At 45.6% G+C, this 23,603-nt stretch carries 23 protein-coding genes and 1 tRNA gene; 2 read left to right on the forward strand and 22 right to left on the reverse strand.

Annotated elements, in window-relative coordinates; all coding sequences use genetic code 11:
* Positions 1-79: 79 nt before the first annotated feature.
* The 19 genes from yfmH to V7R82_RS05745 form a co-directional block, all read right to left on the reverse strand.
* Entirely contained in the window at positions 80-1,372 is a 1,293-nt protein-coding gene (gene yfmH / locus V7R82_RS05655; protein ID WP_311465334.1) for an EF-P 5-aminopentanol modification-associated protein YfmH, read from the reverse strand.
* On the reverse strand, positions 1,353-2,651 hold the full coding sequence (locus tag V7R82_RS05660) for a M16 family metallopeptidase (RefSeq protein WP_311465332.1): 1,299 nt from the start codon (positions 2,649-2,651) through the stop codon (positions 1,353-1,355). The genes yfmH and V7R82_RS05660 overlap by 20 nt, the downstream gene beginning before the upstream one ends.
* A 73-nt stretch (positions 2,652-2,724) precedes the next feature.
* Positions 2,725-3,678 (reverse strand): ABC transporter permease, encoded by a 954-nt coding sequence (locus V7R82_RS05665; RefSeq protein WP_303764974.1) that lies wholly within the window; start codon positions 3,676-3,678, stop codon positions 2,725-2,727.
* The gene (locus V7R82_RS05670; protein WP_268443080.1) at positions 3,678-4,745 is read right to left on the reverse strand and encodes an ABC transporter permease; all 1,068 of its coding nucleotides are present in this window, start codon (positions 4,743-4,745) and stop codon (positions 3,678-3,680) included. Before V7R82_RS05670 ends, V7R82_RS05665 begins: the two co-directional genes overlap by 1 nt.
* Positions 4,735-6,306, reverse strand: coding sequence for an ABC transporter ATP-binding protein (locus V7R82_RS05675; RefSeq protein ID WP_291454622.1), 1,572 nt, complete (start codon positions 6,304-6,306; stop codon positions 4,735-4,737). The genes V7R82_RS05670 and V7R82_RS05675 overlap by 11 nt, the downstream gene beginning before the upstream one ends.
* Before the next feature lie 102 nt (positions 6,307-6,408).
* Positions 6,409-7,434, reverse strand: a complete 1,026-nt coding sequence (locus tag V7R82_RS05680; protein WP_070755449.1) for a BMP family lipoprotein — start codon at positions 7,432-7,434, stop codon at positions 6,409-6,411.
* A 257-nt stretch (positions 7,435-7,691) separates the two neighbouring features.
* A complete protein-coding gene (locus tag V7R82_RS05685) occupies positions 7,692-8,309 on the reverse strand; it encodes an ECF transporter S component (RefSeq protein ID WP_070755448.1) in 618 nt (205 codons plus the stop codon).
* A gap of 3 nt (positions 8,310-8,312) precedes the next feature.
* Entirely contained in the window at positions 8,313-8,639 is a 327-nt protein-coding gene (locus tag V7R82_RS05690; protein WP_023390800.1) for a HesB/YadR/YfhF family protein, read from the reverse strand.
* A 72-nt stretch (positions 8,640-8,711) separates the two neighbouring features.
* On the reverse strand, positions 8,712-9,347 hold the full coding sequence (locus V7R82_RS05695) for a response regulator (protein ID WP_023390801.1): 636 nt from the start codon (positions 9,345-9,347) through the stop codon (positions 8,712-8,714).
* Positions 9,348-9,359: 12 nt separating this feature from the next.
* Positions 9,360-10,418: a sensor histidine kinase gene (locus V7R82_RS05700; protein ID WP_023390802.1), complete on the reverse strand. Its 1,059-nt coding sequence runs from the start codon at positions 10,416-10,418 to the stop codon at positions 9,360-9,362.
* Positions 10,415-11,167, reverse strand: a complete 753-nt coding sequence (gene liaF / locus V7R82_RS05705) for a cell wall-active antibiotics response protein LiaF (RefSeq protein ID WP_314388933.1) — start codon at positions 11,165-11,167, stop codon at positions 10,415-10,417. The genes V7R82_RS05700 and liaF overlap by 4 nt, the downstream gene beginning before the upstream one ends.
* Positions 11,168-11,315: 148 nt before the next feature.
* Positions 11,316-11,795 (reverse strand): transcription elongation factor GreA, encoded by a 480-nt coding sequence (gene greA, locus V7R82_RS05710; protein WP_023390804.1) that lies wholly within the window; start codon positions 11,793-11,795, stop codon positions 11,316-11,318.
* A gap of 198 nt (positions 11,796-11,993) precedes the next feature.
* Complete coding sequence (gene udk, locus V7R82_RS05715) at positions 11,994-12,644, reverse strand: uridine kinase (RefSeq protein ID WP_268443090.1); 651 nt, start codon at positions 12,642-12,644, stop codon at positions 11,994-11,996.
* Between the two features lie 23 nt (positions 12,645-12,667).
* Entirely contained in the window at positions 12,668-13,843 is a 1,176-nt protein-coding gene (gene mltG, locus V7R82_RS05720) for an endolytic transglycosylase MltG (RefSeq protein ID WP_291427271.1), read from the reverse strand.
* A 207-nt stretch (positions 13,844-14,050) separates the two neighbouring features.
* On the reverse strand, positions 14,051-14,383 hold the full coding sequence (locus V7R82_RS05725) for a DUF1292 domain-containing protein (RefSeq protein WP_291431882.1): 333 nt from the start codon (positions 14,381-14,383) through the stop codon (positions 14,051-14,053).
* A 16-nt stretch (positions 14,384-14,399) separates the two neighbouring features.
* Positions 14,400-14,828, reverse strand: a complete 429-nt coding sequence (gene ruvX, locus V7R82_RS05730) for a Holliday junction resolvase RuvX (RefSeq protein WP_023390810.1) — start codon at positions 14,826-14,828, stop codon at positions 14,400-14,402.
* Between the two features lie 3 nt (positions 14,829-14,831).
* Positions 14,832-15,089, reverse strand: coding sequence for an IreB family regulatory phosphoprotein (locus V7R82_RS05735; protein ID WP_023390811.1), 258 nt, complete (start codon positions 15,087-15,089; stop codon positions 14,832-14,834).
* Positions 15,090-15,175: 86 nt separating this feature from the next.
* Positions 15,176-17,821: an alanine--tRNA ligase gene (gene alaS, locus V7R82_RS05740; protein WP_291431886.1), complete on the reverse strand. Its 2,646-nt coding sequence runs from the start codon at positions 17,819-17,821 to the stop codon at positions 15,176-15,178.
* A gap of 266 nt (positions 17,822-18,087) precedes the next feature.
* Positions 18,088-19,014, reverse strand: coding sequence for a diacylglycerol/lipid kinase family protein (locus tag V7R82_RS05745; RefSeq protein ID WP_291431888.1), 927 nt, complete (start codon positions 19,012-19,014; stop codon positions 18,088-18,090).
* A gap of 126 nt (positions 19,015-19,140) precedes the next feature.
* On the opposite strand from V7R82_RS05745, the gene V7R82_RS05750 reads away from it, so the two are divergent.
* The gene (locus tag V7R82_RS05750; protein WP_291431891.1) at positions 19,141-19,965 is read left to right on the forward strand and encodes a Cof-type HAD-IIB family hydrolase; all 825 of its coding nucleotides are present in this window, start codon (positions 19,141-19,143) and stop codon (positions 19,963-19,965) included.
* A gap of 79 nt (positions 19,966-20,044) precedes the next feature.
* Positions 20,045-20,127 (forward strand) — tRNA-Leu (locus V7R82_RS05755).
* Between the two features lie 88 nt (positions 20,128-20,215).
* On the opposite strand, the gene dtd is transcribed toward V7R82_RS05755, so the two are convergent.
* The 3 genes from dtd to deoC are packed head-to-tail and all read right to left on the reverse strand — an operon-like array spanning position 20,216 to position 23,590.
* Positions 20,216-20,665, reverse strand: a complete 450-nt coding sequence (dtd, locus tag V7R82_RS05760) for a D-aminoacyl-tRNA deacylase (RefSeq protein ID WP_291431894.1) — start codon at positions 20,663-20,665, stop codon at positions 20,216-20,218.
* A gap of 11 nt (positions 20,666-20,676) precedes the next feature.
* A complete protein-coding gene (locus V7R82_RS05765) occupies positions 20,677-22,887 on the reverse strand; it encodes a RelA/SpoT family protein (RefSeq protein ID WP_291431895.1) in 2,211 nt (736 codons plus the stop codon).
* Positions 22,888-22,915: 28 nt separating this feature from the next.
* Positions 22,916-23,590, reverse strand: a complete 675-nt coding sequence (gene deoC, locus V7R82_RS05770; protein WP_311465305.1) for a deoxyribose-phosphate aldolase — start codon at positions 23,588-23,590, stop codon at positions 22,916-22,918.
* Positions 23,591-23,603: the final 13 nt, after the last annotated feature.

Here is a 23,603-nt window from a genome sequence, read left to right on the forward strand (position 1 = left end):
ATGATTTTCGCTTAAAGTTTCAAAACTTCTTCTAAAAAAATCAAGAGGCCAAGTCCCACTATGGACTTGACCTCTTGGCCTATTCACTTACGGGATTAACTAGGATCTCAACTGCCTCTGAGGCTCCTGAGAGCACTTGATGACCAAATTCCTGGAGGTCTGATAGTTTGATTTCCTGAAGGCAAGTCAGGATATCAGCTAATTCGTAACTATCCATCACAGCTTCGATCAATTCATAAGCAATGAACTCCAAGGAATTTAGGTGTTGTAAGAAATCACCAATGCGCCCTGTCACCACTTGTTTCAACTGCTCCTCAGTCAAATCCGGGTTATGTTGCCAGTTAGCCAAGAGCTCCTTGATTGCAGCAATCAAGTCTGATGTATGATGACTCTGGGCATGAATAGCCAAATGGTGCATCTTGTGGTCTAAATGATAAGACTGGTAGAAATTGGTATCTACCCACTGTTGCTGGTACCAGCTAGCATAGGCTGACGACATAGGTCCCATTAGTAATTCGAAGAAGACTTCCCCAATAATACGTTGGCGAATCAATTCTATGCCCAATAGATTTTCTGGGGCAAAGCGCCAGGCTAACTCGATAATTGGCTGGCTGATATCTCGCTCAAGCTGAGTTTTAGGCAGAACGGGAGCTGTCACCTCTTCTACTACCCTTTGATAGCGAGGTGGCTCAAATGTTTTGCGGGCTTGATTAGCCTCAATGACAGCGAGTAAAGCTTGTGGGTCAAAGTTTCCTACCACAATCAAATTCATATTGCTTGGATGGTAGAAGGTATCATAAGCCAAGCGTAAGTCTTCATAAGTGGTGGCCTTAATGCTTTCTTCCGTACCTAAAATATCCACTCCTAAGGGATGGTCGGGATAGAGGGCTTGATGCAAGGCTTGATAGGAAACCCCAAGTGGATCATCCTGATACATATAAAGCTCTTGCGTGATAATACCTTTTTCCTTTTCGATGCCTTCTGCTGTGAAATAAGGCGTCTGCACAAAATCAAGCAAGGTTTCGACATTGCGTTCAATATAATAGGAAGCAGAGAATAGATAGGAAGTCTGAAAGTAGTGGGTGAAAGCATTGGCCATAGCCCCCTGCTTCATAAAGAGCGCAAAGGCGTCTAGTCCTCCTTGGCCTTCAAACATCTTGTGTTCTAAGAAATGGGCAGCTCCCGCAGGAATGGTCTTTTCTTCTCCCGTTTGCTTGTGTCGCACCACTTGATCCACCGAACCATAGTGTGTCGTCAGAATTCCGTAACTGCGGTGGTAACCTGGTTTAGGTACCAAGCGAACGGTTAAACCATTAGCTAGCACCTTTTCAAAGAAGGTTTCATCCAAAACTTTATGATAGTGTTCTTTCATCTTTACCTCCTACTAGGGCATAGGCCCCCACCAAACGCCATTTGCCTAAGCAAGCAATGACCTCTTCCGCCTTGAGGGCTCTCACTACTGATTCAAAGTAGTCTGTCGACAAATCGAAATCAGGATACAAATCCTGGGCAATCATCTTATCAGTCTCCAAATGTTGATAGTCTCGCGACTGTACATCGGCACTCAAAAGGGTCAGTTTAACTTCCTCTAGGTAGTCCCCTTCTTCCAAACTCACCATTAGGTCAGCCAACTGAGCTTGGACTTCCTCATAAACATGCCCCACCTTATCGGGACTAATACCCGCCCGTACTAAGGCAAAAGAGCGATGAAAATCTAGGCCAGAATGAATGGCATAGGCCAAACTCTGCTTCTCCCGAATTTCTGTAAAAAGACGCGAAACCGGTAGGTAACCAAAAATCCCATTGGCCACTTGTAGTATAATACGTTCCTTAAGGTTCTTGGCCGGTGGAAAGGCAAAGGCCATAGCCAAATTAGCTTGCTGGCCCTGAACCTTTTCCTCAATCAATTGGCCTAGATTATCAGTTGACAAAGGCTTATCTAAGGCCAGATAGTTATCACCATAATCCCAGTCAGCCTGGCGACCCTTTAGTGACCAGCTCTCTAGCCACTTAATCAAGTCACTATCGGTCAAATCACCATTGCTGACGAGATAGAATTGGGCTTCCTGGCAAATTTCCCTATGAGCCTTAGCCAGATCAGCTAGAGTCAGGGCTTGGACTCTGGCCACATCCCCTAGATTGGCCAAGGCATTGTCAGGAGTCTCACGGTAAAGCTCCTGGTAAAGTTTTTGAACCACCAAGCGTCGTTTGTCATCGCTCATCCGCTTAATGCGTTGTAGCTGAAAGGCCTGCTCCCGTTCAAACCGAGCCTGAGATTGAGGCGTGGCTAGGGCTAACGACTCCTGTTCAAACAATAACTGCCCCATTAAGTTTAGCCAAGCCGGCATTAAGTCAGGCATCTGAACCAGACTTGGCCGAACACTTTGGCTTGCCATAACAAATTCTAGAAAATGCCCCTTACGTTGGACCCCTACTGATAGAGAGGCACCATAGAGTTGGGCCAGAATTCCTTCTAGGGCCGCCTTACTTGGAATACGATCACTCCCGTCTTCCATCATACGAGCCAGCAAGGACCAGGCCGCCGCCCGCTCAGCTTGATAAGGTAAGATAGCCTTTATAATGACTTGGTTGGTTTTATATTTAGTGGAGGCAACCGCCTGATAGTGGATGCCAGCTTGCCATTCTTGCATGGCTTTCTCTCCTTCATTAGGAAAAAAGCCCCATGCCAGCCCCTGAATGGAGCCAACACGGGTCTTTCTCCTCTTATTTTGATTTGATGTAGGTTGTCCCAACGGCTTCTGGCGCCTTGGAGCGGCCAACGAAACCAATCAATACAATAATTGTAATCACATAAGGTGCAATTTGCAAGTAAACTGACGGGATATCCCTAATAACTGGAATGGAAGCCCCGATAACGGCCAAGGACTGAGCTAAACCGAAGAAGATAGCTGCTAACATGGCCCCAATTGGGTTCCATTTACCGAAAATCATAGCGGCCATGGCCATAAAACCTTGACCGGCAATGGTCGATACCGCGAAGTTCTCTGAAATAGTATGAGTGTAGGCTGCCCCACCAATCCCACCTAGTAAGCCAGAAAGCAAGACGCCAGAATAGCGCATGAGGTAGACATTAATCCCTAAGGTATCGGCAGCCTGAGGGTTCTCCCCGACTGACCGCAAGCGCAAACCAAAACGCGTCTTGAAGACCAGATACCAAACTACAAAGGCTAGGACGATCCCTACATAAGCCAAGATAGAAGTTTTGGCGAAGAAGATTGGCCCGATAACTGGAATGTCTGATAAGACTGGGAAGTCAAATTTACCAAACTTGGTTTTGATTGAGTCTGTTTGACCCTTACCTTGGAAAAGGACCTTGGTTAAGAAGATAGCCAAAGATGGTGCAATTAAGTTGAGCACGGTCCCTGAAATAATGTGGTCAGCCCGCAAATTAACGGTCGCTACCGCATGAATCAAGGCAAAGAGCAAGCCACAAAGCCCACCGACTAGGAGCGCTAGCCATGGAGTTAAGTCACCAAACTGACCGGCGAAAGTCAAGTTGAAGACAACTGATGAGAAGGCCCCAATGACCATAATCCCTTCCAAACCTACGTTAACAATCCCACTTCTCTCAGAGAAGACGCCACCAAGGGCAGTAAAAATCAGCGGTGTTGCGTACAAGAGCGCATTGGATACAACTAAAGCGAGTATATTTTGCATTATGCTCCCTCCTTGCTGCTGACTTTATTGCTGCGAACCTTCTCCATAATGAAGCGGAAGATATAGCTACATCCGACGAAGAAAATAATACAGCCAATGACGACGTTGACGATTTCACTCGGAATCTTAGCAGCCAAAGGCATCAAGTTCCCACCGGTCTTGAGACCACCAAAGAGAATACTTGAGAAGAAAATTCCGATTGGATTGTTCATCCCTAAAAGGGCAACGGCCATACCATCAAAGCCAATATCTGGTGCTTTACCATTCATCAAGAAGATGTTACGGAACTCACCTAGCCCGTTCATGACCCCACCCAGACCTGCAAGAGCACCAGATAGGACCATAGATAGGATAATATTACGTTTTGCGTTCATGCCCGCATAGGCTGAGGCAAACTTGTTCATCCCTACAGCCTTGAGTTCAAACCCAAGGGTCGTACGCGTCATTAAAATATGAACGACTAGAATCATTAAGACTGCAATGAAAATACCAGCATGTAAGGTAGACCCATTGGTCAAGTCTGACAACCACTGCATTTTTAAGGTAGCATTGTCTTTCAAGATAGGCGTTGCATCCAAACGGTTGGTAATGACATTACGCAAGAGATAGTCTGATAAATAAATCGCCGTATAGTTGAGCATGATGGTCACGATGACTTCACTAGTATCAAAGTAAGCCTTAAGGAAACCAGCGATAGCTGCCCAGAGGGCACCTGCCACCATCCCAGCTACAATGGCAATTGGTAAGACGATAAAGGATGGTAAATCACCTAAAGTCAGCCCCACCCAAACGGAGACTAACCAACCACAGAGGGCTTGACCAGCCAAACCAATGTTGAAGAAACCAGCCGTATAGGCCACTGCAAAGCCTAAACCTGTTAACATAAGCGGAGTGGCAGCCCGTAGAGTCTGACCAATATTGAATGGTTTACCAAATGCTCCATTGAAGAGGGCCTCATAACCTTTAACCGCATCATAACGGAAGAGCCACATAATCAAGGCTCCCACGATAATCCCAATCACAACAGATGCAATAGGAACAAAAACGGCACGTAGTTTATCCTTCATGATTAGCGTCACCTCCTGTTTGACGATGGCTTAATACTTCTTCATATGAGGTCCCCGCCATCATCAAGCCGATTTCTTGTTCATTGGTTTCAGATGCCGGAATGTCTGCCATGATATGGCCGTCGTGCATGACAATAATGCGATCAGATACATTGAGAATTTCGTCTAATTCGAAACTCATCAAGAGGACAGCCTTCTGATCATCACGTTCAGCAATCAAGGCCTTATGGATAAATTCAATGGCCCCTACATCTAAGCCCCGAGTTGGGTTAGCTGCAATCAGGAAATCAGGGTTCAAGCTTAACTCACGGGCAATAATAGCCTTTTGTTGGTTCCCGCCCGAGAGTGACTTAACTGGCACTTTTTCAGAGACAGTCCGCACATCATACTGCTCAATCAAGGCCTTGGCCTTCTTCTCAACAGCTTGGAAACGTAAGAAGCCTTTTTCAGAGTATGGCGTATGATAGTAGGATTTGAGCACTAAGTTTTCCTCAACCTTCATAGGCAAAACTAACCCATATTTGTGGCGGTCTTCAGGAATATGACCAAAGCCTAACTCCGTAATTTCACGTGGTGATTTACCTACAATATCCTGGCCGCCCAATTCGATCTTACCTGATTCAATTGGAATGAGGCCCGCAAGTGCTAGAATTAGCTCGGACTGACCGTTCCCGTCAATCCCGGCAATCCCCACTACTTCGCCACGTCTTACTTGGAAACTCAAGTTCTTAGTAGCAACAATACCCCGTTCATCCTTAACCACTAAGTCTTCCACATTCAAGAAGACCTCGCCAGGACTAGCAGCCTTCTTCTCGGTCTTGAAGGAGACGGAACGTCCCACCATCATATCGGCTAATTCCTTAGCAGAAGTAGTGGCTACATCAACCGTATCAATGGACTCCCCGCGCCGGATAATAGTACAACGGTCGGCTACCTGCTTAATTTCTGCTAACTTATGGGTAATGATAATAATGGACTTCCCCTCACTCGCTAAGGACTTGAGCGTAACCATGAGTTCATCGATTTCTTGTGGTGTTAAAACTGCCGTTGGTTCGTCGAAAATCAGAATATCGGCGCCACGATAGAGGGTCTTGAGGATTTCCACCCGCTGTTGCATCCCCACCGTGATGTTGGCAACCTTAGCGTCTGGATCAATGGCTAAACCATATTGCTTGGATAAGTTCATAATATGAGCCTTGGCCTTCTTATAGTCCAAACGTAAGCCTTGAACCATTTCATTCCCTAACATGATATTCTCAACGACCGTAAAGTCATTTACCAACATAAAGTGCTGGTGAACCATCCCGATATGTAGGTTATTAGCGACCGTTGGATTGGCAATGTTAACTGCTTGGCCATTCATATAAATCTGCCCATCAGTCGGTTGTAAGAGACCGGACAAAATGTTCATCAGAGTGGATTTACCCGCCCCGTTCTCACCAAGCAAGGCATGAATTTCGCCCTTCTTGAGCTCGAGGTTAATATTTTTATTGGCAAAAAATGTCCCAAACTGTTTGGAAATACCACGCATTTCAATCACTGGATGCGTCACTGTTTCCATAGAATCCCTCCTTCTTAATTAATACTTACCTTATTTTATAAGTGCATTTTACTTTCAAAAAAGGAGCCAGGTTGCCCCCAGCTCCTAGTACCTAAGCCTTTATTAACGATTTGGTTTTTCAGGTACAGTGATTTCACCTTTGACGATTTTAGCTTTGTATTCTTCAACAGCTTTTTTAGCTTCAGGTGATAATTGGGCAGTCGTTAAGTCAACCCCGCCGTCTTTCAAGCCGTAAATAGTGTTACCAGATTTGAATTTACCTTCTTTGGTCTCTTGTGCGAACTTCTTAACCGCAGAGCCTACCCCTTTGAGTGTTGAAGCTAAGGTTAAGTGACGTTCTTTGCCATCTACAGTGACTAGACCTTCTGCATCTTGGTCTAAGTCAACCCCGATAACATATACTTCACGTTTAGGATCGTTAGTTACGATATCCTTAGCTTCAGAGAAGACACCGTTCCCGGTACCACCAGAAGCGTGGAAGATAACATCTGCACCACCTGAGTACATAGCAGCAGCTAATTGTTTCCCTTTAGCTGCATCAGCAAATGAACCTGCGTATTGAACTTCAACTTTGATAGAAGGATCAACTGCTTTTACGCCTTCAACGAAACCAGCTTCAAAACGGTCAATAACGAAACCTTCGACCCCACCGATAAAACCAACTTGTTTAGTCTTAGTGGTCTTAGCAGCGGCTACCCCTGCTAAGAAGGCTGCTTCATTATCCTTGAAGGTCAAGGAAGCAACGTTTGGTAAGTCAACTACAGAGTCCACAATAGCAAAGTGCTTATCTGGGTATTGAGTGGCTGCTTCTTTGACTGCAGCTTCTAATTTATAACCAATCCCGAAGATTAAGGAGAAGTTTGCTTGGACTGCTGAGTTAAGGTTAGTCACATAGTCAGAGTCGCTATTGGATTGTAAGTAGTCATAGCCACCTACCCCTTTTTCTAACTTGTTTTCTTTACCGAATTGCTCAAGACCTTCCCAGGCGCTTTGGTTGAAGGACTTGTCGTCTACCCCACCTACGTCTGTGACAATCACTGCAGAAAAATCAGCCGCATTTACGGCAACAGGTGCTACCAAACTTGCTACTGTCAAGGCTGTAGCTGCTAATCCAAAAGCTTTCTTCATTAAAACATCTCCTTTGAATATTTCTTACTCGTGAACTCGCTCTGAATTCCCTTACATTATATCATTATTAGGTCAATCTAGCAAGAAATTCGATGATGTTTTACTAAAACCATTCTCAATCGTTCGTATATTTTCATGAAAATGTCGCCCTAGTGCGCTAGATAGCCGAAAAGTCAACTAAATCTTGCTTAAAGCAAGGCAGTCTAAGCCCTAAAAGCATAAAAAAAGCGAACCTTCTAAGTTCGCTTCTTATAGGTTTAATGTTGTCCCTGACGCTTAGCCAGTTGTAAGGTCACTTGATAGAAAATTGGGGTTAGAATAGCTGCGACAAAAGCTTCCAAGATCCCGTTGGTCGCAATGATACCCCCTAATAATTGCCAAAGACCGGTCTGGTCTACCCCTTTAATGGTCATATAAACTTCTTGCTTGAATAAAACAATAGCTCCTAAAACCAAGAAAGTATTGAGAAAACTACCACTAAAGCCAGCCAAGGCTCCCACTAGACGTGGATTTTTACTCCAAGACTTGAATACCACAATCAAGCCGGCCAAAATCAATGGCATGAGCATACGTGGCAAGACGCTGACCATGACATCACTTAAGACTTGGGCATTAATGGGTGACACAGGTGCAGTTAGGGCACGAATCCAAGAATTTAATCCCCAAGCCGTCCCAACCAAGACGCCCTCTTTCCAACCTAGCCAGAGAGTTGCTAAAATGACGGTAACATGGATGTAAGTAATGGATAAGACTGGGGTCGGAATGTTACCCAACATAGGCACCCATGATTGGATAATAATCAAGGCCACAAAGACACTTAATTTAACTAGTTGGTTGGTTTTATTTTGCGAACCATAGCGTTGATTTTGAGTCATGTCTTAAGCCTCCTTCACTAGGGGATTGACAGCCACCCCATCTTTAACAAAGATATAGGCCGGCTCACCATGACCCTCATCAAACTCAACCGACAAATCATGTCCATCGAAGAACCATTCGTCACGACTCTCAATATAGAAGAGCACGCCGTCTGCTTCATAAGTGACACCTGGTTCACTCGGGTAGTTGGTTTCCATAGCGAGGGAAAAGCCGCTGTTAATAGGGCTACAACCATAAACCTTGACTAAAAAACGTACGCCAGCCCCTTGGGGCAATCCTACTTCTTCCTTAAACCAAGCAACTGATGCTGGATCTACTTTTAATTCCATCCCTTACACTCCTTCTCTTGACTTGCTGTTTTTATTATAGCATGGTCCTTGAGACAGGACCTAACTAGGTGCTCACTGACCGTCCAAATGATGGTGAACCGCGTAAATAGCCGCCTGAGTCCGATCCTCCACTTCCAACTTGGTGAAGATATTGGAGACATGGGTCTTAACCGTCTTAAGGGTAATGACCAGTTCCTCGGCAATGGCTTGATTGGAGTAGCCTTGACCTATTAGACGTAATACATCCAACTCCCGATTAGTTAACTCATCATGAGGCTTAGGCCGTGCTTGATCTAATCGGTGCTCGATAATCTTCTCTGTCACGGCAGGTTCAATCACCTTGTGCCCTTGATAGGTAGAACGGATGGCTTGGGCAATTTCAGCAGCAGACGAAGTCTTAAGTAAGTAGGAACTAGCCCCTGCCTCCATGGCCGGATAGACCTTCTCATCATCCAGGAAGGAGGTTACGATAATAATCTTAGCTTGAGGCCAATCTGCCATAATCTTCTGAGTAGCCTCAATCCCATCCATGACATCCATGACTAAATCCATGAGGATAATGTCTGGTCGTAATTCAAGGGCCTTATGATAGCCTTCTAAGCCGTTACTGGCTTCCCCCACTACTTCCATGTCAGACTGAATCATTAAATATGATGAGACTCCTAGTCGGACCATTTCATGGTCGTCCACTAGTAATACCTTAATCATCTACTTACCTCCTTAAAATCTAATAGGCAGGGAGATATCCAGAACAGTCCCCTTACCTGTCATACTGAGAATCTTACATTCGCCTCCAAGATTGGTCACCCGTTCTCGAATATTACGCAAACCATAGGATCCGACCTTGTCAGCCTTATCCATGTCAAAGCCTAGGCCGTCATCCACGATTTTGAGCTGAGCCGAGCTCTCATCCACCTGGAGGTAGACCTCCAGACGGTTAGCTCTAGCGTGTCTTAAGGTATTGGAAATAGCTTCTTGTACAATACGGAAGAGATGGTCCTCAATACCGGATTCCAAGCGCACATCGGCCAAGTCCCAGACAATCGTCGTCGGAATCTTGGTCTGGAGCTCAAGTAATAACTGTTCAATCCCCTGCTTAAGGGACCGGTCTTCTAATCCAATCGGTCTCAAATGTAATAAGAGGGCTCGCATCTCAATTTGAGCCGTCGAAATAACCTTATCGACCCGAATAATTTGTTGGCGGATAGGTTCTGCAATCTCAACCTGCTCTTGGTCTTTGATGGCTGAAAGCATCATGGTGGCTGCAAAGAGCTGCTGACTAACCGAATCATGAAGCTCCCGCGCAATCCGATGGCGTTCAGTCTCGATAATTTCTTCCTTGGTTTCTTCCCCTACGAAGGTTGGGGAAGCAGCAAAATCCTGCAGGTCTCTAGACAGCTGGACGAGCTTGTCACGGATACGGTTGAGATCTGATGAAACCACACCACTATAATCATACCAGGCGTGCAGCCCCTTGCCAGAATCCTTAAAAATAGGATGCTGATATTTTCCTAGCAAAAGCCAATTAATCTTAGCCCGAAGCTCTTCATAAGGGCCACTGAGGAAGAAAGTCAGGAAGCCTGATACTACCAGGGCAATACTGAAATTAGCCCCTACTAAGACCAGATAAAATGGAATTTGGAACCAGGTCAACTCCCAGAGACTAGCCAAACTCAAGGTCTGGAAGACGTAGACTTGAAGACCCACCATAATGGTTGTAATGGCCAAATTAACCAAGAGCTGATAGAGGAAGAGACGGCGCCATAAATGTAGGTTCATAGCACAATCACCTCCACTTCACCAAAGCCAACAGAAATCATGATATTTAGCCGACGTGGCGTTGCGGCATATCCTGCAGTCTCCCAACGGAAGTTTTCCCCTACTAAGGAATAGCTTTGGTTCTCGAAGACCACCGCGCCTGATATAGCTGAGATATTGAGTCGGAAACCTACGTCACGCGGAATAATCAGCCGCGTACGGCCAAATAATTTACGAATGACAATGGTCGATTGCTCAGGCGGCAGGAGGGTATTGCCCAAGTCGACAATGGAGCTCCCCCCTAAGAAAACAATATTGATATCATCCCATTCATAATAATTGGTTTTAGATTCCATGGAGGCAATCAGGGATTCACGCTTGATTAGGGTCCGCTGGCCACTCTGAGGTTGAATTAACTTAACCCCATGATAGGCTTCCTTGGCACCACCGAAGGGATGGAGTAGTGACTCTCCCCAAACTAGGAACTCATTGCCGTTAGGTCCCCGGAAGAGCCAATAAAAGAGCACCAAGACCAAGAGCACTAGCCAGATAGACTGAGTCATAAAAATGGCTACGAAGAAACTCGTCAAGGCCAAAACCAAGGTCATGCCCCTAAAAATCCCGATGGGTATGTAGACACTGGCAACTAGCAAGACTAGGCTACCTAAAAACAAGAGAAAGGTGACGCCCCGCCCCATGAGTTCAAAGACCAAGGCTGTCCCAGCCAAAGCCAAAATCTGGAAAATATGGCGCTTTAAAAAAGCAATCATCTGTCCATCCCCCTTTCTTAGCTTACGCTTCTTATTATAAACAATTTTAAGCCATAGGAAAACCCTTAACCCCCATCACCTAGGAAAAGCTGCTCCATAATTCGGCAAAAGAAAAGAGGCTAGCATCTCATACTAGCCTCTAAGCAAGTTAATTTTTCTCAATTTTGGTAATCTTCAAGTCAAAAGATCCGCCTGGTGTTTCCACCGTTACGACATCCCCTAATTTTTTACCAATAATTGCCTTAGCAATTGGTGAATCGTTAGAGATTTTGGCTTCTAATGGATCTGCTTCAGCAGAACCCACAATGGTATACGACTCTTCGTCACTACCTGGTAATTCAATGAAGCTTACCGTACGACCCAAGGTCACCACATCATCTGCTACATCGCGATCATCAATGATTTGCGCAAAACGAATCATTTTCTCAATGACAGAGATACGTCCTTCAACGAAGGCTTGTTCGTCCTTTGCTGCATCGTACTCAGAGTTTTCAGATAAGTCACCGTATGAACGGGCAATCTTAATGCGCTCAATAATCTCCTTACGTTTATTAACTTTTAAATCTTCCAATTCAGCCTCTAATTTGGCTTTCCCTTCTAGGGTCATTGGGTATACTTTTTCTTCCATATACGACTTAACTCCTTATTTTTAATGGATAGATGCTTCTCGTCCCCCCATGAGAAACAAAAGAACACGAGCGAATTGGCCTTACGCCAACTCACTCGGTCTTGCCTCTGTCAGAACAGAAATAATATAACACTATCTTGGTCATTTAGCAATCATAATTTGACAGTTAGGCATAAAAATTTATAGAGCATCTTTTGCTTAGGCTTCTTGTTTGGCTTCGAGAGCCTTTCCTTGTAGGATAGAATGAATCTTGGTGGCTAAGAGGTCAATCGCCACTTGGTTATAGCCCCCTTCTGGGACAATAATATCGGCGTAACGCTTGGTTGGCTCAATAAATTGGTGGTGCATTGGCTTAACCACGTCCACATATTGGTTAATGACCGACTCCACTGAACGGCCACGCTCTTTAATATCGCGGAGAATCCGGCGAGCCAAACGAATATCGTCATCGGTATCAACATAGACCTTAATATCCATTAAGTCGCGTAAGCGCGGATCTTCCAGAATGAGGATTCCTTCCACGATAATGACATCCTTAGATTCTTGATGAATGACTTCACTGCTACGCGTGTGGTTGGCAAAGTCATAAACTGGCTTATCGATGGCTTGCCCCTCTAAGAGACGATTAAGATCGGCCACGAATAAATCCGTGTCAAAAGCCAATGGATGGTCATAGTTGGTTTTAAGTCTTTCTTCAAAAGGTAGGTGAGATTGGTCCTTATAGTAGAAGTCATGCTGGAGCATCATGACAGATAAATCGGCGAAAATCTCCATGAGCTTCATGCTGACACTGGACTTTCCACTCCCGGAACCCCCGGTTACGCCAATTACAATCGGACGGTTTGACATACTATTTTCCCCTCATTCTATTCTTATTCTGTTTCGCTTGATGATAGGCTTGATTCTTGACTGCTATTCTTATTGACATACTTAGCAACTAGGGCTTCATGTTCTTCCAAGGTTGTCGCATAGTAGACATTCCCGGTCTCGATATCCGCTACAAAGTAGAAGTAGTCTGAGGCTGTTGGATAGATGGCAGCCTGGATGGCACTGAGACTTGGGCTATTGTAGGGCCCTGGTCCTAAGCCCGTATGCTTATACAGGTTGTATGGTGAGTCCACTTCAGTATCCTTAATGGTCACCAGTTCCTTGTGTTCACCTAAGGCATAGAGGACGGTAATATCGGATTGCAGTGGCATCTCGTTGTTCATACGGTTATAGAAGACGCCCGAAATGAGCTTACGGTCTTCATCCGTGACCCCTTCCTTCTCTATAATAGAAGCTAAGGTCAAAATTTGATGGAAGGTCAAGTTGGTATTACCCATATCTTCCTTAAGCTTTTGGTATTCAAGGTTCATCTTGCCCACCATTTGTTTAATCAGGTCTTTAACATTGGTACCGGCGATATAGTCATAGGTTGCCGGATAGAGGTAACCTTCTAACTTATATTTGAGCCCTTCTACCCCATCCAAACCTGAAATTAAGCTCGGATATTGAGATTTTAATTCTTCGATGAAGCTAGCATCATTAGCAGTTGCTAAGAAATCAGCAGCCTTAATCGGGGTGTTTTCTTCCACCATTTGGGCAATTTGTTCCAGTTGCATACCTTCAACAACGGTTAGCTTGGTATCCACATCGACTTCGATCGGTTTACCACCCTTTTGAAGGGTAGCAATGATGGTATCGGCATCCATGGAAGGACTTAAGTCATAGTGACCAGCTTGGAGACCATTGACACTTTTGGCCTTCATATAGAAGCTAAAGATATCGGCATTCTTAATCAAGCCTTGAGACTTAAGTAAACGCGCGATGTCCTTACTGCTAGAGCCAATTGGAATGGTCACTTGCACGGTCTCTGTCTTTTGGTTGTTAACTGCCTTTAGGGAATCGTTATAGTACCAGAAGCAACCTAAACCTACAACTAAGGCCAAGGCAACTAATCCTAAGATAATGTATTTGACGATGCGTTGGGTCATCAATTCTTCTTTTACCTGATGATCTTCCTTAAGTTCCGCATCTTGTTTGACTTTGTCCCAATCTACTTTCACTGAGGAACCTCCTTCGCTATGTGATAGATTCAATATATCCTATGCATTATATCAATTTTTCTGTTAAATAGCCATTATTTTCCCTTTACAAGTCGGTTAAAGACTCGCACTATAAAACTAAAACTATTTCTATTCATCTTTAGCCTCCTAGATAAAAAACAAAATAAAACCTGGGAGTCATATTCAAACTCCCAGGTTTTTACTAGCTTAGAAATTGCCTTCTTCGTCTAAGAAGGTATTGAGGACTTCCTCAACCATATCCCATTCTTTCTCATCTTCGATTGGCAATAATTCACCGGACTGTCCGTCTTCGCCTTCCGTAAATGAGTAAGCTTGAAGTTCTACGTCCTCATCGTCAATAGCACCCGCTGGGTAGAGAATGACGTAGTTCTTACCATAATCTTCTGATTCGAAGGTAAAGAGAATCTCGTATAAAGCCTCATTTCCGTTCTCATCCACAATGGTAATATGTTCGTGGTGGTCGTGGTCATGATGATGATCATGATCATGATCGTGATGGTGGTCGTGTTCGTGTGGCATAGCTATGCCCCCTTCCTTAATTAATTCGGTCTAAATAATTCTGTAGGATAATGACCGCAGCTAGCTTATCAATAACTTGCTTGCGTTTCTTGCGGCTAACATTTCCTTCTGTAACAAGCATACGTTCTGCTTGCGAAGTGGTTAAGCGCTCATCCTGATAGTGGATAGTCAATTCAGGTCTTAACTTACTAATTCCCTCTCCATAGGCCATTGAGGCTTCTGCTCTTGGTCCCAGACTATTGTTCATATTCTTAGGCAAGCCAATAACAAGCTCCTTAACCTGGTGCTGATCAACCAGTTCCAGCAGGCGGTCATAACCTAAGTCCCCCGCTGCTTCGTCAATACGAATGGTTTCAAGACCTTGAGCAGTCCAGCCCATTAAGTCGCTAACAGCCACTCCTACTGTCTTGGATCCTACGTCCAAGCCCATAATACGTTTATACATGGTCTAGCGATTTCCTTTAACATAGTAGCGGACTAAGGCTTCCACAATCTCATCGCGCTCATAACGACGAATTAAGTTTCTGGCGTCACGATGGCGTGGAATGTAGGCTGGATCTCCTGACAAGAGATAACCTACAATCTGGTTGGTTGCATCATACCCCTTTTCTTCTAGGGCGCTAAATACAATCTCTAGTACTTCGCGAATGGTCTGTTTATTGAGATCATCTAAGCTAAATAAGATGGTTTCATCTAATGATTGCATACTATCACCAATCCTCTCGTTTAATCTTATTGTACATGACTCTGTACAAGATTGGAACCTTTTTGCAACAATTCCGGCAAAAAAGCCTATAATTGTTCGTTAATTACTACGCTGACTTGCGCCAATAATTCTGGAATCGCTTCTGGTTTCTTACCACCGGCTTGAGCCATTTGTGGCTTACCGCCACCGCCACCGCCGACAATTGCCGCTAATGGCTTGATGAGGTTACCTGCTTTTAGACCAGATGCTAAGCCTTGCTCGTCCACTTGGACCATAAGGCTAACTTTTTCCTCTTGGCTAGCAACTAAGACCAAGATGTTAGATGGTGCTTCTTTCTTCCAGATGTCAGCCATTTGACGCATCCCATCAACAGATTGATTGCCTAAGTTAATGGCTACATAAGTCACATCCCCAACACTTTGAACATCTTTGAAGACTTGTCCTGCTTCAGCTTGCAGTAATTTTGCGTTGAGCGACTCCACCTGAGCTTGGGCTTGACGGAGTTCTTCTTGCAATTGCTCTAATCGTGGTAAGAGTTGGCTAGCTTGAGCCACTTTGAGATGATTTTGCACTTCTTGTAGGAGGTCAGCTTGAGCCTGATAATCCGCAACAGCAGCTTGACCAGTCAAGGCTTCAATCCGACGAATCCCGGCCCCAATCCCAGACTCAGCTAGGAGCTTGAAGGTGCCAATCTCATTGGTATTGTTCACATGGGTCCCACCACACAACTCGATAGATTCGCCTGCAATATTAACAACCCGTACAACATCACCATATTTTTCCCCAAAGAGAGCCATAGCACCTGTTGCTTTAGCATCTTCAATGGACATTTCAGCGATATCAACATTGGCAGAGTTGGCGATCCATTGGTTGACGAAGGCTTCAATCTGCTTGAGTTCCTCAGGTGTGACTTTACCAAAGTGTGAGAAGTCAAAGCGTAAACGATCTGGCCCAACGTAAGACCCTGCTTGGTTGGCATGGCTACCCAAAACAACCTTCAAGGCGCGGTGCAAGAGGTGGGTTGCAGTATGGTTTTGGTTGGTCTTAAGACGTGCTGCCCGATCCACTTCCAAGGTATAAGATTGACCGACAGTCAATGGCATATCCCCTGTTTTGATGCGATGCATAAACTGACCTTGAGGTGCTTTCTTAACGTCTAGGACTTGGCCTACTTCTTGATCGCCATCTAGGATGATCCCAGAGTCCGCTACTTGCCCCCCCATTTCTGCATAGAAAGGACTACGGTTGAAGAAGACCCAACCCTCTTGATGAGCTGGTAACTGATCTACCTTGGCTTCATCTAGCACAATGGCCTTGATAGTCGCGTTGGTAACAAGCGTTTCGTAACCCACGAAATCAAAGGCATCAGTAATGTTTTGTAAGAGGTCGCTTTGGACTTGCATGCTCTCTTCCTTAGAACGAGCTGCACGTGCCCGTTGACGTTGGGCTTCCATTTCCGTCTCAAAACCTTCTTGATCAACTGTGAAGCCTTGGCTATCAGCCAATTCCACGGTTAATTCCAGTGGGAAACCAAAGGTATCATAGAGTTGGAAGGCTTGGGCGCCCGGAACCACGGTTTTGCCCTCAGCCTTGAGGTTAGCCATCAAGTCATTCAAGTGAGCTTCCCCACCTTCAATGGTCTCGTGGAATCGCTCTTCTTCATTTAAGATGACCTTTTGAACGAAGGCTAATTGTTCCGTCAATTCTTGATAATAAGCCCCCATAATATCTGCAATAACAGGGACTAATTCACTTAAGAAACTACGACTAATCCCTAATTTACGACCATGCATGACACTACGGCGAATGAGACGACGTAGGATATAGCCACGCCCTTCATTGGAAGGCAATGCCCCATCACTAATCGCGAAGGAAACCGCGCGAATGTGGTCAGCAATAACCTTGAAGCTAACTTGTTTGTCACCAGCTGAAGCAAAGTCTACACCAGAGACTTTTTCAATGGCTTGAATAATTGGCACAAAGAGGTCTGTCTCATAGTTGGTTTTAGCATTTTGAATGACAGAGACTACCCGTTCCAAGCCCATCCCGGTATCGACGTTCTTGTTAGGAAGTGGTTGATAGGTGTCATCTGGTAAATGGTTGAACTCAGAGAAGACTAAGTTCCAGATTTCCAACCAACGCTCATTCTCACCACCAGGGTAGTTTTCTGGGTCGTCTGCTTCCAAGTTGTTAAAGTCTTGGCCACGATCGTAGAAAATCTCAGTATCCGGACCGCATGGGCCAGCCCCGATATCCCAGAAGTTATCTGCTACTGCCACCAAGTGATCAGCAATAAAACCTGGTTGTTGTTTCCAGATTTCGGGTGTCTCCTTGTCATCTGGATAGTAGGTGGCAAATAGCTTATCAGCTTCAAAGCCCAACCAACGCTCGCTCGTTAAGAATTCCCAAGCCCAAGCAATAACCTCTTTCTTGAAGTAATCGCCGATAGACCAGTTCCCTAGCATTTCGAAGAGGGTATGGTGGCGAGCAGTGTAACCTACGTTCTCAATGTCATTGGTTCGGATACATTTTTGCACGTTAGCCAAACGACGGTTGTCTGGCACTTCCGTACCGTCAAAGTATTTTTTAAGGGGTGCCACACCGGCGTTGATCCACAAGAGGGTTGGGTCATTGACCGGGATCAAAGAGGCACTTGGAATAATTTGGTGTTGCTTCTCTGCGAAGAAATCAAGATACATTTGGCGAATTTGCGCACTCGTCAATTGTTTCATATACGATGAACTCCTTTTCTAATAAAAATAAAAAACACATTCATTACATGCAAGGGCGATAAGTCGCGGTACCACCTTGCTTATAACGAATCTGCTTCATTACATCTTTAATGATTGTTAACGCCAATCCTACGCTAGTGTTGCCACTAGAAAGACCTAAGGGAGCATTGAGACCCGTGACTTCTTCCACCAAATGAAGTCTCTCTGAGGCTGGGTTCAACATAGCCTTATACCTCTACCATTATACGGCTAAAAGCCCCTAAAAGTCAAGGTTCTGCTAGAATAAATGGATAAGTCAACCAATCAATGGTCAGTTGACGTGGCGCTGCCTCCTGGACCTCTCCATCTACTTGACCTAGAATGGCTTGTTCGATGTCCAAATCAAGCTTTTGACCGGTCCAACGGCTGACTTGAGGCGACTGGTCCTGCTGATGACTGACTAAGACCCGCCAAATCAAGCCTGGTAAATGCCGTGCTTTGATACTGTGAAAGGCCATCACACTAATCTCTGGATTGCTAGCCTGGCCTAGATTATCTAATTTTATGCCCCCACCCATATAAGGATTTTTGAGGACACTGAAGAGATAGCAGTCAGACACTAGTTGAGGCGACTGATTATCTAGGCTGAGTCTAACCTCAAAAGCCTCTAATTTAGGTAAACTAGCAAAGACAGCCACTAGGTAGGACAGCTTGCCTAAATGCCACTTGGCTAATAGACGCCCCAGTCTTAAGGCCTTGGATTGCTGATTAACCATGGCATCAAAACCTATCCCTAGGCTATTAATCCCATAGCTAATTTGTCCACTGACCTGATCTTGCAAACGCAGAATGGGTACCTGACACCGGCTACCTGCCAGCAATTGATCCAAGGCTTCTGTTAGGCTTCGCTTAGCCTGCCAGGCTCTAGCAAAGTCATTACCACGTCCAGCCGGCAAATAGAGAATTGCAGGAGGCTGTGGTTGTCCAGCTAGACTGGCCACAACTTCGTGCAGAGTCCCATCACCACCAATAACCGCAATGACCGGCTCCTGAGCCAATTGCTGAGCCAAAAGCTCACTGTGGCCAGCATAAGTACTAATATGGACTTTAGGCACTATTTGGCGCTTGTCCAGGGCTGCCAAGGTCTCCTCAAGCACTTTACATCCTTGCCCACCTCCAGCCCCTTGGTGGGCGATAATCGCTAATTCTTGCATCTAATTTTCAGCCTCCTTAGCACCTGTCTGGCACTAGCATTAACCTATTAATTGTAACTCAGATAGTTGTCATTTTCTAGGCTTTTCGATACAATAAATCTAGCAAATCGATTAAGGAGTTCACTTATGACAGATTATCAAATGCTGGTCTTAGATATTGACGATACTTTGATGACCAGTGAGAACACTATCTCTGATGCCACCTACCAGGCCTTGATGAAGGCTCAGGAGCAAGGCAAGAAAGTCGTGCTAGCTAGCGGCCGACCAACCCCTTCTATGATTGAAACGGCTAAGCAGCTGAAATTAGACCATTTCGATTCTTACATCATTTCCTTTAATGGCGCCGCCATCACCAGTATGGCGGATGGCCAGGAACTCTTCAGCCAACGCCTAGAAGCGGATGCTCAAGATGACATTGTCCAATATATTCAAGCTAAGAGACTGACTGTCTTAACCTATATCGACGACTACGTGGTCATGGATAAATCCAATGACTATAGCCACATTGAAAGTCAATTAACAGGCATTCCCGACCGTTATGATCCTGATGCCATCGCTAACCTGTCTCAACTAGCTAAAGCCCGGATGAAATTCATTGGAGTTGGTGACCCAGACCTAGTTGCAGCTGCAGATGCTGAGTTGAAGGGGCTCTTCGGCGATTTAACCTATGCCACCACCTCTAAGCCTTATTTTCTGGAATTCGTTCACCACCAAGTCTCCAAAGGCCAAGCCATTAAAGTCCTCTGCCAACACCTTGGTTTGACTCTGGACCAAGTCATTGCCTGCGGCGATGGGAATAACGACTTGACCATGATTGAGACAGCCGGTTTAGGCGTTGCCATGGCTAATGCCACCCCACTGCTTAAGGAAGCAGCCGACCATATTACCCTCTCCAACGACCAAGATGGTCTAGTTCCAATCATTCGCGACTTTATGGGAGTTAGCCTCTAGTCCAGTAAAAACTTAAACGCTTTTAGGCCATTGTCATTCCCTTTTTCAGCAAAATGTAGTATAATACATTTTGTGCTAAGCGGAGATGGCGGAACGGCAGACGCGCATGCTTCAGGCGCATGTGTCCAATAGGACGTGAGGGTTCAAATCCCTTTCTCCGCATCATAAAAGAGCCCTATCAGGGCTCTTTTTTTGTCTATGATGAAGAAAAAATCCAGGGATTGAGTCAGTCTCAATCCCTGGATTTTTCTTATTTTTCTTTTGAATCGATTAGGATGGTCACTGGTCCATCATTTTCAATTAGGACCTGCATGTCGGCTCCAAAGCGCCCGGTTTCCACTCTGAAACCAGCTTCCCTAAGAGTCTGGTTAAGCGCCTCATAGAGTGGTTCCGCCACTTCCGGACGAGCCGACCGGGTAAAACTTGGCCGGTTGCCCTTACGGACATCGCCATAGAGGGTAAATTGGCTAATGGATAGAATGGCTCCGTCAGGAAAACTATCTAGACTGGCATTCATCCGCCCCTGCTCATCTTCAAAGACACGCAGTTTGCTGATTTTGCGGGCGCAATAGGCCACATCTTCTGGACCATCTTCATGAGTCACACCGACTAAGAGGACAAAACCTCTGTCAATCGCTCCTACCACTTGGCCATCAATTGAGACCTGGCCTCGACGGCAACGTTGAATAAGCACTCGCATTCAGAATCCTCCTACTTATTATTGACCCGGGTTACTTCATAAACATCCGGAATGTTACGTAATTTAACCATGAGGTCTTCTAGTTGAGCCGTATTGGAGATTGCAACCTTAATGGTGACTGTTGCCGTTGAAGTCTTGTCGTCAACTTTCCCGTTAACATTGCGCAAGGTCTTAACCGAGTGGTTGACCACATGCAAGACTTCATTGATGAGACCATTGCGGTCAAAGCCCACTACCCGAATCTCAGTGACATAGTCGGCACCAAGCTGGCCAGTGCTTTCCCATTCAACTGGAATGGTCCGTTGCTGCAAATCAGGTTCATTGAGTAGGTTAGGACAGTCTTTACGGTGAACTGAAATCCCCCGCCCTCGTGTCACGTAACCCACAATTTGGTCACCTGGAACCGGGCTACAGCAACGGCTGAGGCGAATCATAAGGTTATTAACCCCACGCACCATGACGCCATTTTCATGTTGGATCTTCATGGCCTCGGTCTCAGGTTTGTTGAGGGTTTGCTCATTGGTGAGAGGCTCTGCCGGTGGGACATCCTTCTGTTCCTTGCTATGCAAGAAGTTATAGACACTAATGGCCGACACTTCTCCCAAGGCTACGGCTGCAAAAAGGTCAGCCAAGCTCGGTACATTATAGCGTTCAAAGAGTTCCTTCTCATAGGCCTTCTTAGCCAATTGCTTGAGGCTATAGCCATTCTTCTTGAGCTCTTCTTCCACCATGGCTTGACCACGTTCACTATTGCGATCGCGATCAAGTAGTTTGAAGTAACGCTTGATTTTGTTACGTGCCTTGGAAGTGGCGGTATATTTCAACCAGTCACGACTTGGTCCATTGGAATTCGAGTTGGTCAAGATATCAACGATATCCCCGTTTTTGAGCTTGTAGTTAAGTGGGACAATCTTACCGTTGACCTTGGCCCCAATCGTTTTCTGACCCACATCCGTATGGACATGGTAGGCAAAGTCCAAGGGTCCCGCCCCATTAGGCAGTTCGAAGACATCCCCCTTTGGTGAGAAGACATAGACTTGGTCTTTGAAGATGTCTTCCTTAACGAAGTCCATGAACTCACCAGCGTCTTTGGCTTCATCTTCTAATTCTACAATATCGCGGAACCAAGTCAGTTGCTTCTTAATGGCTTCATCTTCGCGGACTTGCTGGGTCTTACCTTCCTTGTAGGCCCAGTGAGCTGCAACCCCGTACTCCGCCACTTCGTTCATTTGGAAAGTCCGAATCTGAATTTCAACCGGTTTGCCATGCGGACCGATAACCGTCGTATGAATGGACTGATAGAGATTAGCCTTAGGCATGGCGATATAGTCTTTGAAGCGGCCAGGCATTGGTTTCCACTTGGTATGGACCGCCCCTAGAACAGCATAACAGTCCTTAATGGTCGGTACCAGAGCACGGATAGCTAAGAGGTCATAGATTTCATCAAAATCCTTATTCTGCTTGACCATCTTACGGTAAATAGAATAGATGTGCTTTGGACGTCCATAGACATCGGCCTTGATATGTAATTCTTCAATGGCCTCGTTAATATCCAAAATGGCTTCTTGAATATAGGTCTCGCGCTCTTCCCGCTTGGACTTCATCAAGTTGACAATCTGATAGTAGGCGTCTGGATTGATATAACGCAGAGCAATATCTTCTAGCTCCCACTTAATCAGGTTCATCCCTAAACGGTCAGCTAGCGGTGCATAAATCTCAATCGCTTCTTGAGATTTTTCCACTTGCTTGGACGGCTTTTGGAATTTAAGGGTCCGCATATTATGAAGGCGGTCAGCCAGTTTGACCATGATAATCCGCATGTCTTTGGCCATGGCCAAGAGCATCTTACGGTGGTTTTCTGCTAAGGCTTCTTCCTTACTCTGGAACTTAAATTTCCCCAACTTGGTGACGCCATCTACCAAGAAGGCTACCGTCTCAGAAAATTCGCGGACGATATCTTCTAGGGTGTAGTCAGTGTCTTCCACCACATCATGGAGGAAGCCGGTCGCGACCGTATCAGGGTCCATCTTGAGTTGGGCGAGAATTCCAGCAACTTGAATAGGATGCACGATGTATGCTTCTCCCGATAAGCGAAATTGCTCCTTGTGGGCTTCTGTGGCGAAATCCAACGCCTTTTTAACGAAGGCCACATGCTTTTCATTCATGTAGCTTTCGCAGAGGGCCATGACATCTGCGGCCGTTAAATCTGGTGCTTGTGCCATCCTACTCTTCCTTTCTTACTTACAATTACTAATAGTTTCCTGGTGCATTGCCTGTAGCCTGGCCGGTTACAATCGCAATTCCCTTGGAGGCGCCAATTCGGCTGGCACCCGCTTCAATCATAGCCAAGGCATCCTCTCGGTTTTGAACTCCACCGCTGGCCTTAACTCCCATGTCAGGGCCTACGGTTTCCCGCATAAGGCTAATATCTTGGACAGTGGCACCGCCAGTTGAGAAGCCGGTAGAGGTCTTAACAAAGTCAGCCCCAGCTTCCTTGGCTACTTGGCTGGCTTTGACGATTTCTTCCTTGCTTAAAAGGCAAGTCTCTACAATCACCTTAACTAAGGCTTGATGATTAGCAGCCTCCACTACGGCTTGGATATCCGCTTTGACTAGGTCCCAATTGCCATCTTTTGCAGCACCAATATTAATGACCATGTCGACTTCATCCGCTCCCTCTTGGATAGCGGTGCGGGTCTCAAAGGCTTTTACCGCTGAAGTGTTGGCTCCCAATGGGAAGCCAATAACCGTGCAGACTTTAACATCTGAACCTGCTAGTAAAGTATGAGCAGTCGCCACCCAAGTAGGGTTGACACAGACTGACATAAAGCCATAGTCACGGGCTTCTTGGCAGAGCGTTTCAATGGCGGCCCGGCTAGTATCGGCCTTAAGCGCGGTGTGATCAATGTATTTTGCTAATTCCATGGGATAGACTCCT

Source organism: Abiotrophia defectiva ATCC 49176 (assembly GCF_037041345.1).
Taxonomy (GTDB): Bacteria; Bacillota; Bacilli; order Lactobacillales; family Aerococcaceae; genus Abiotrophia.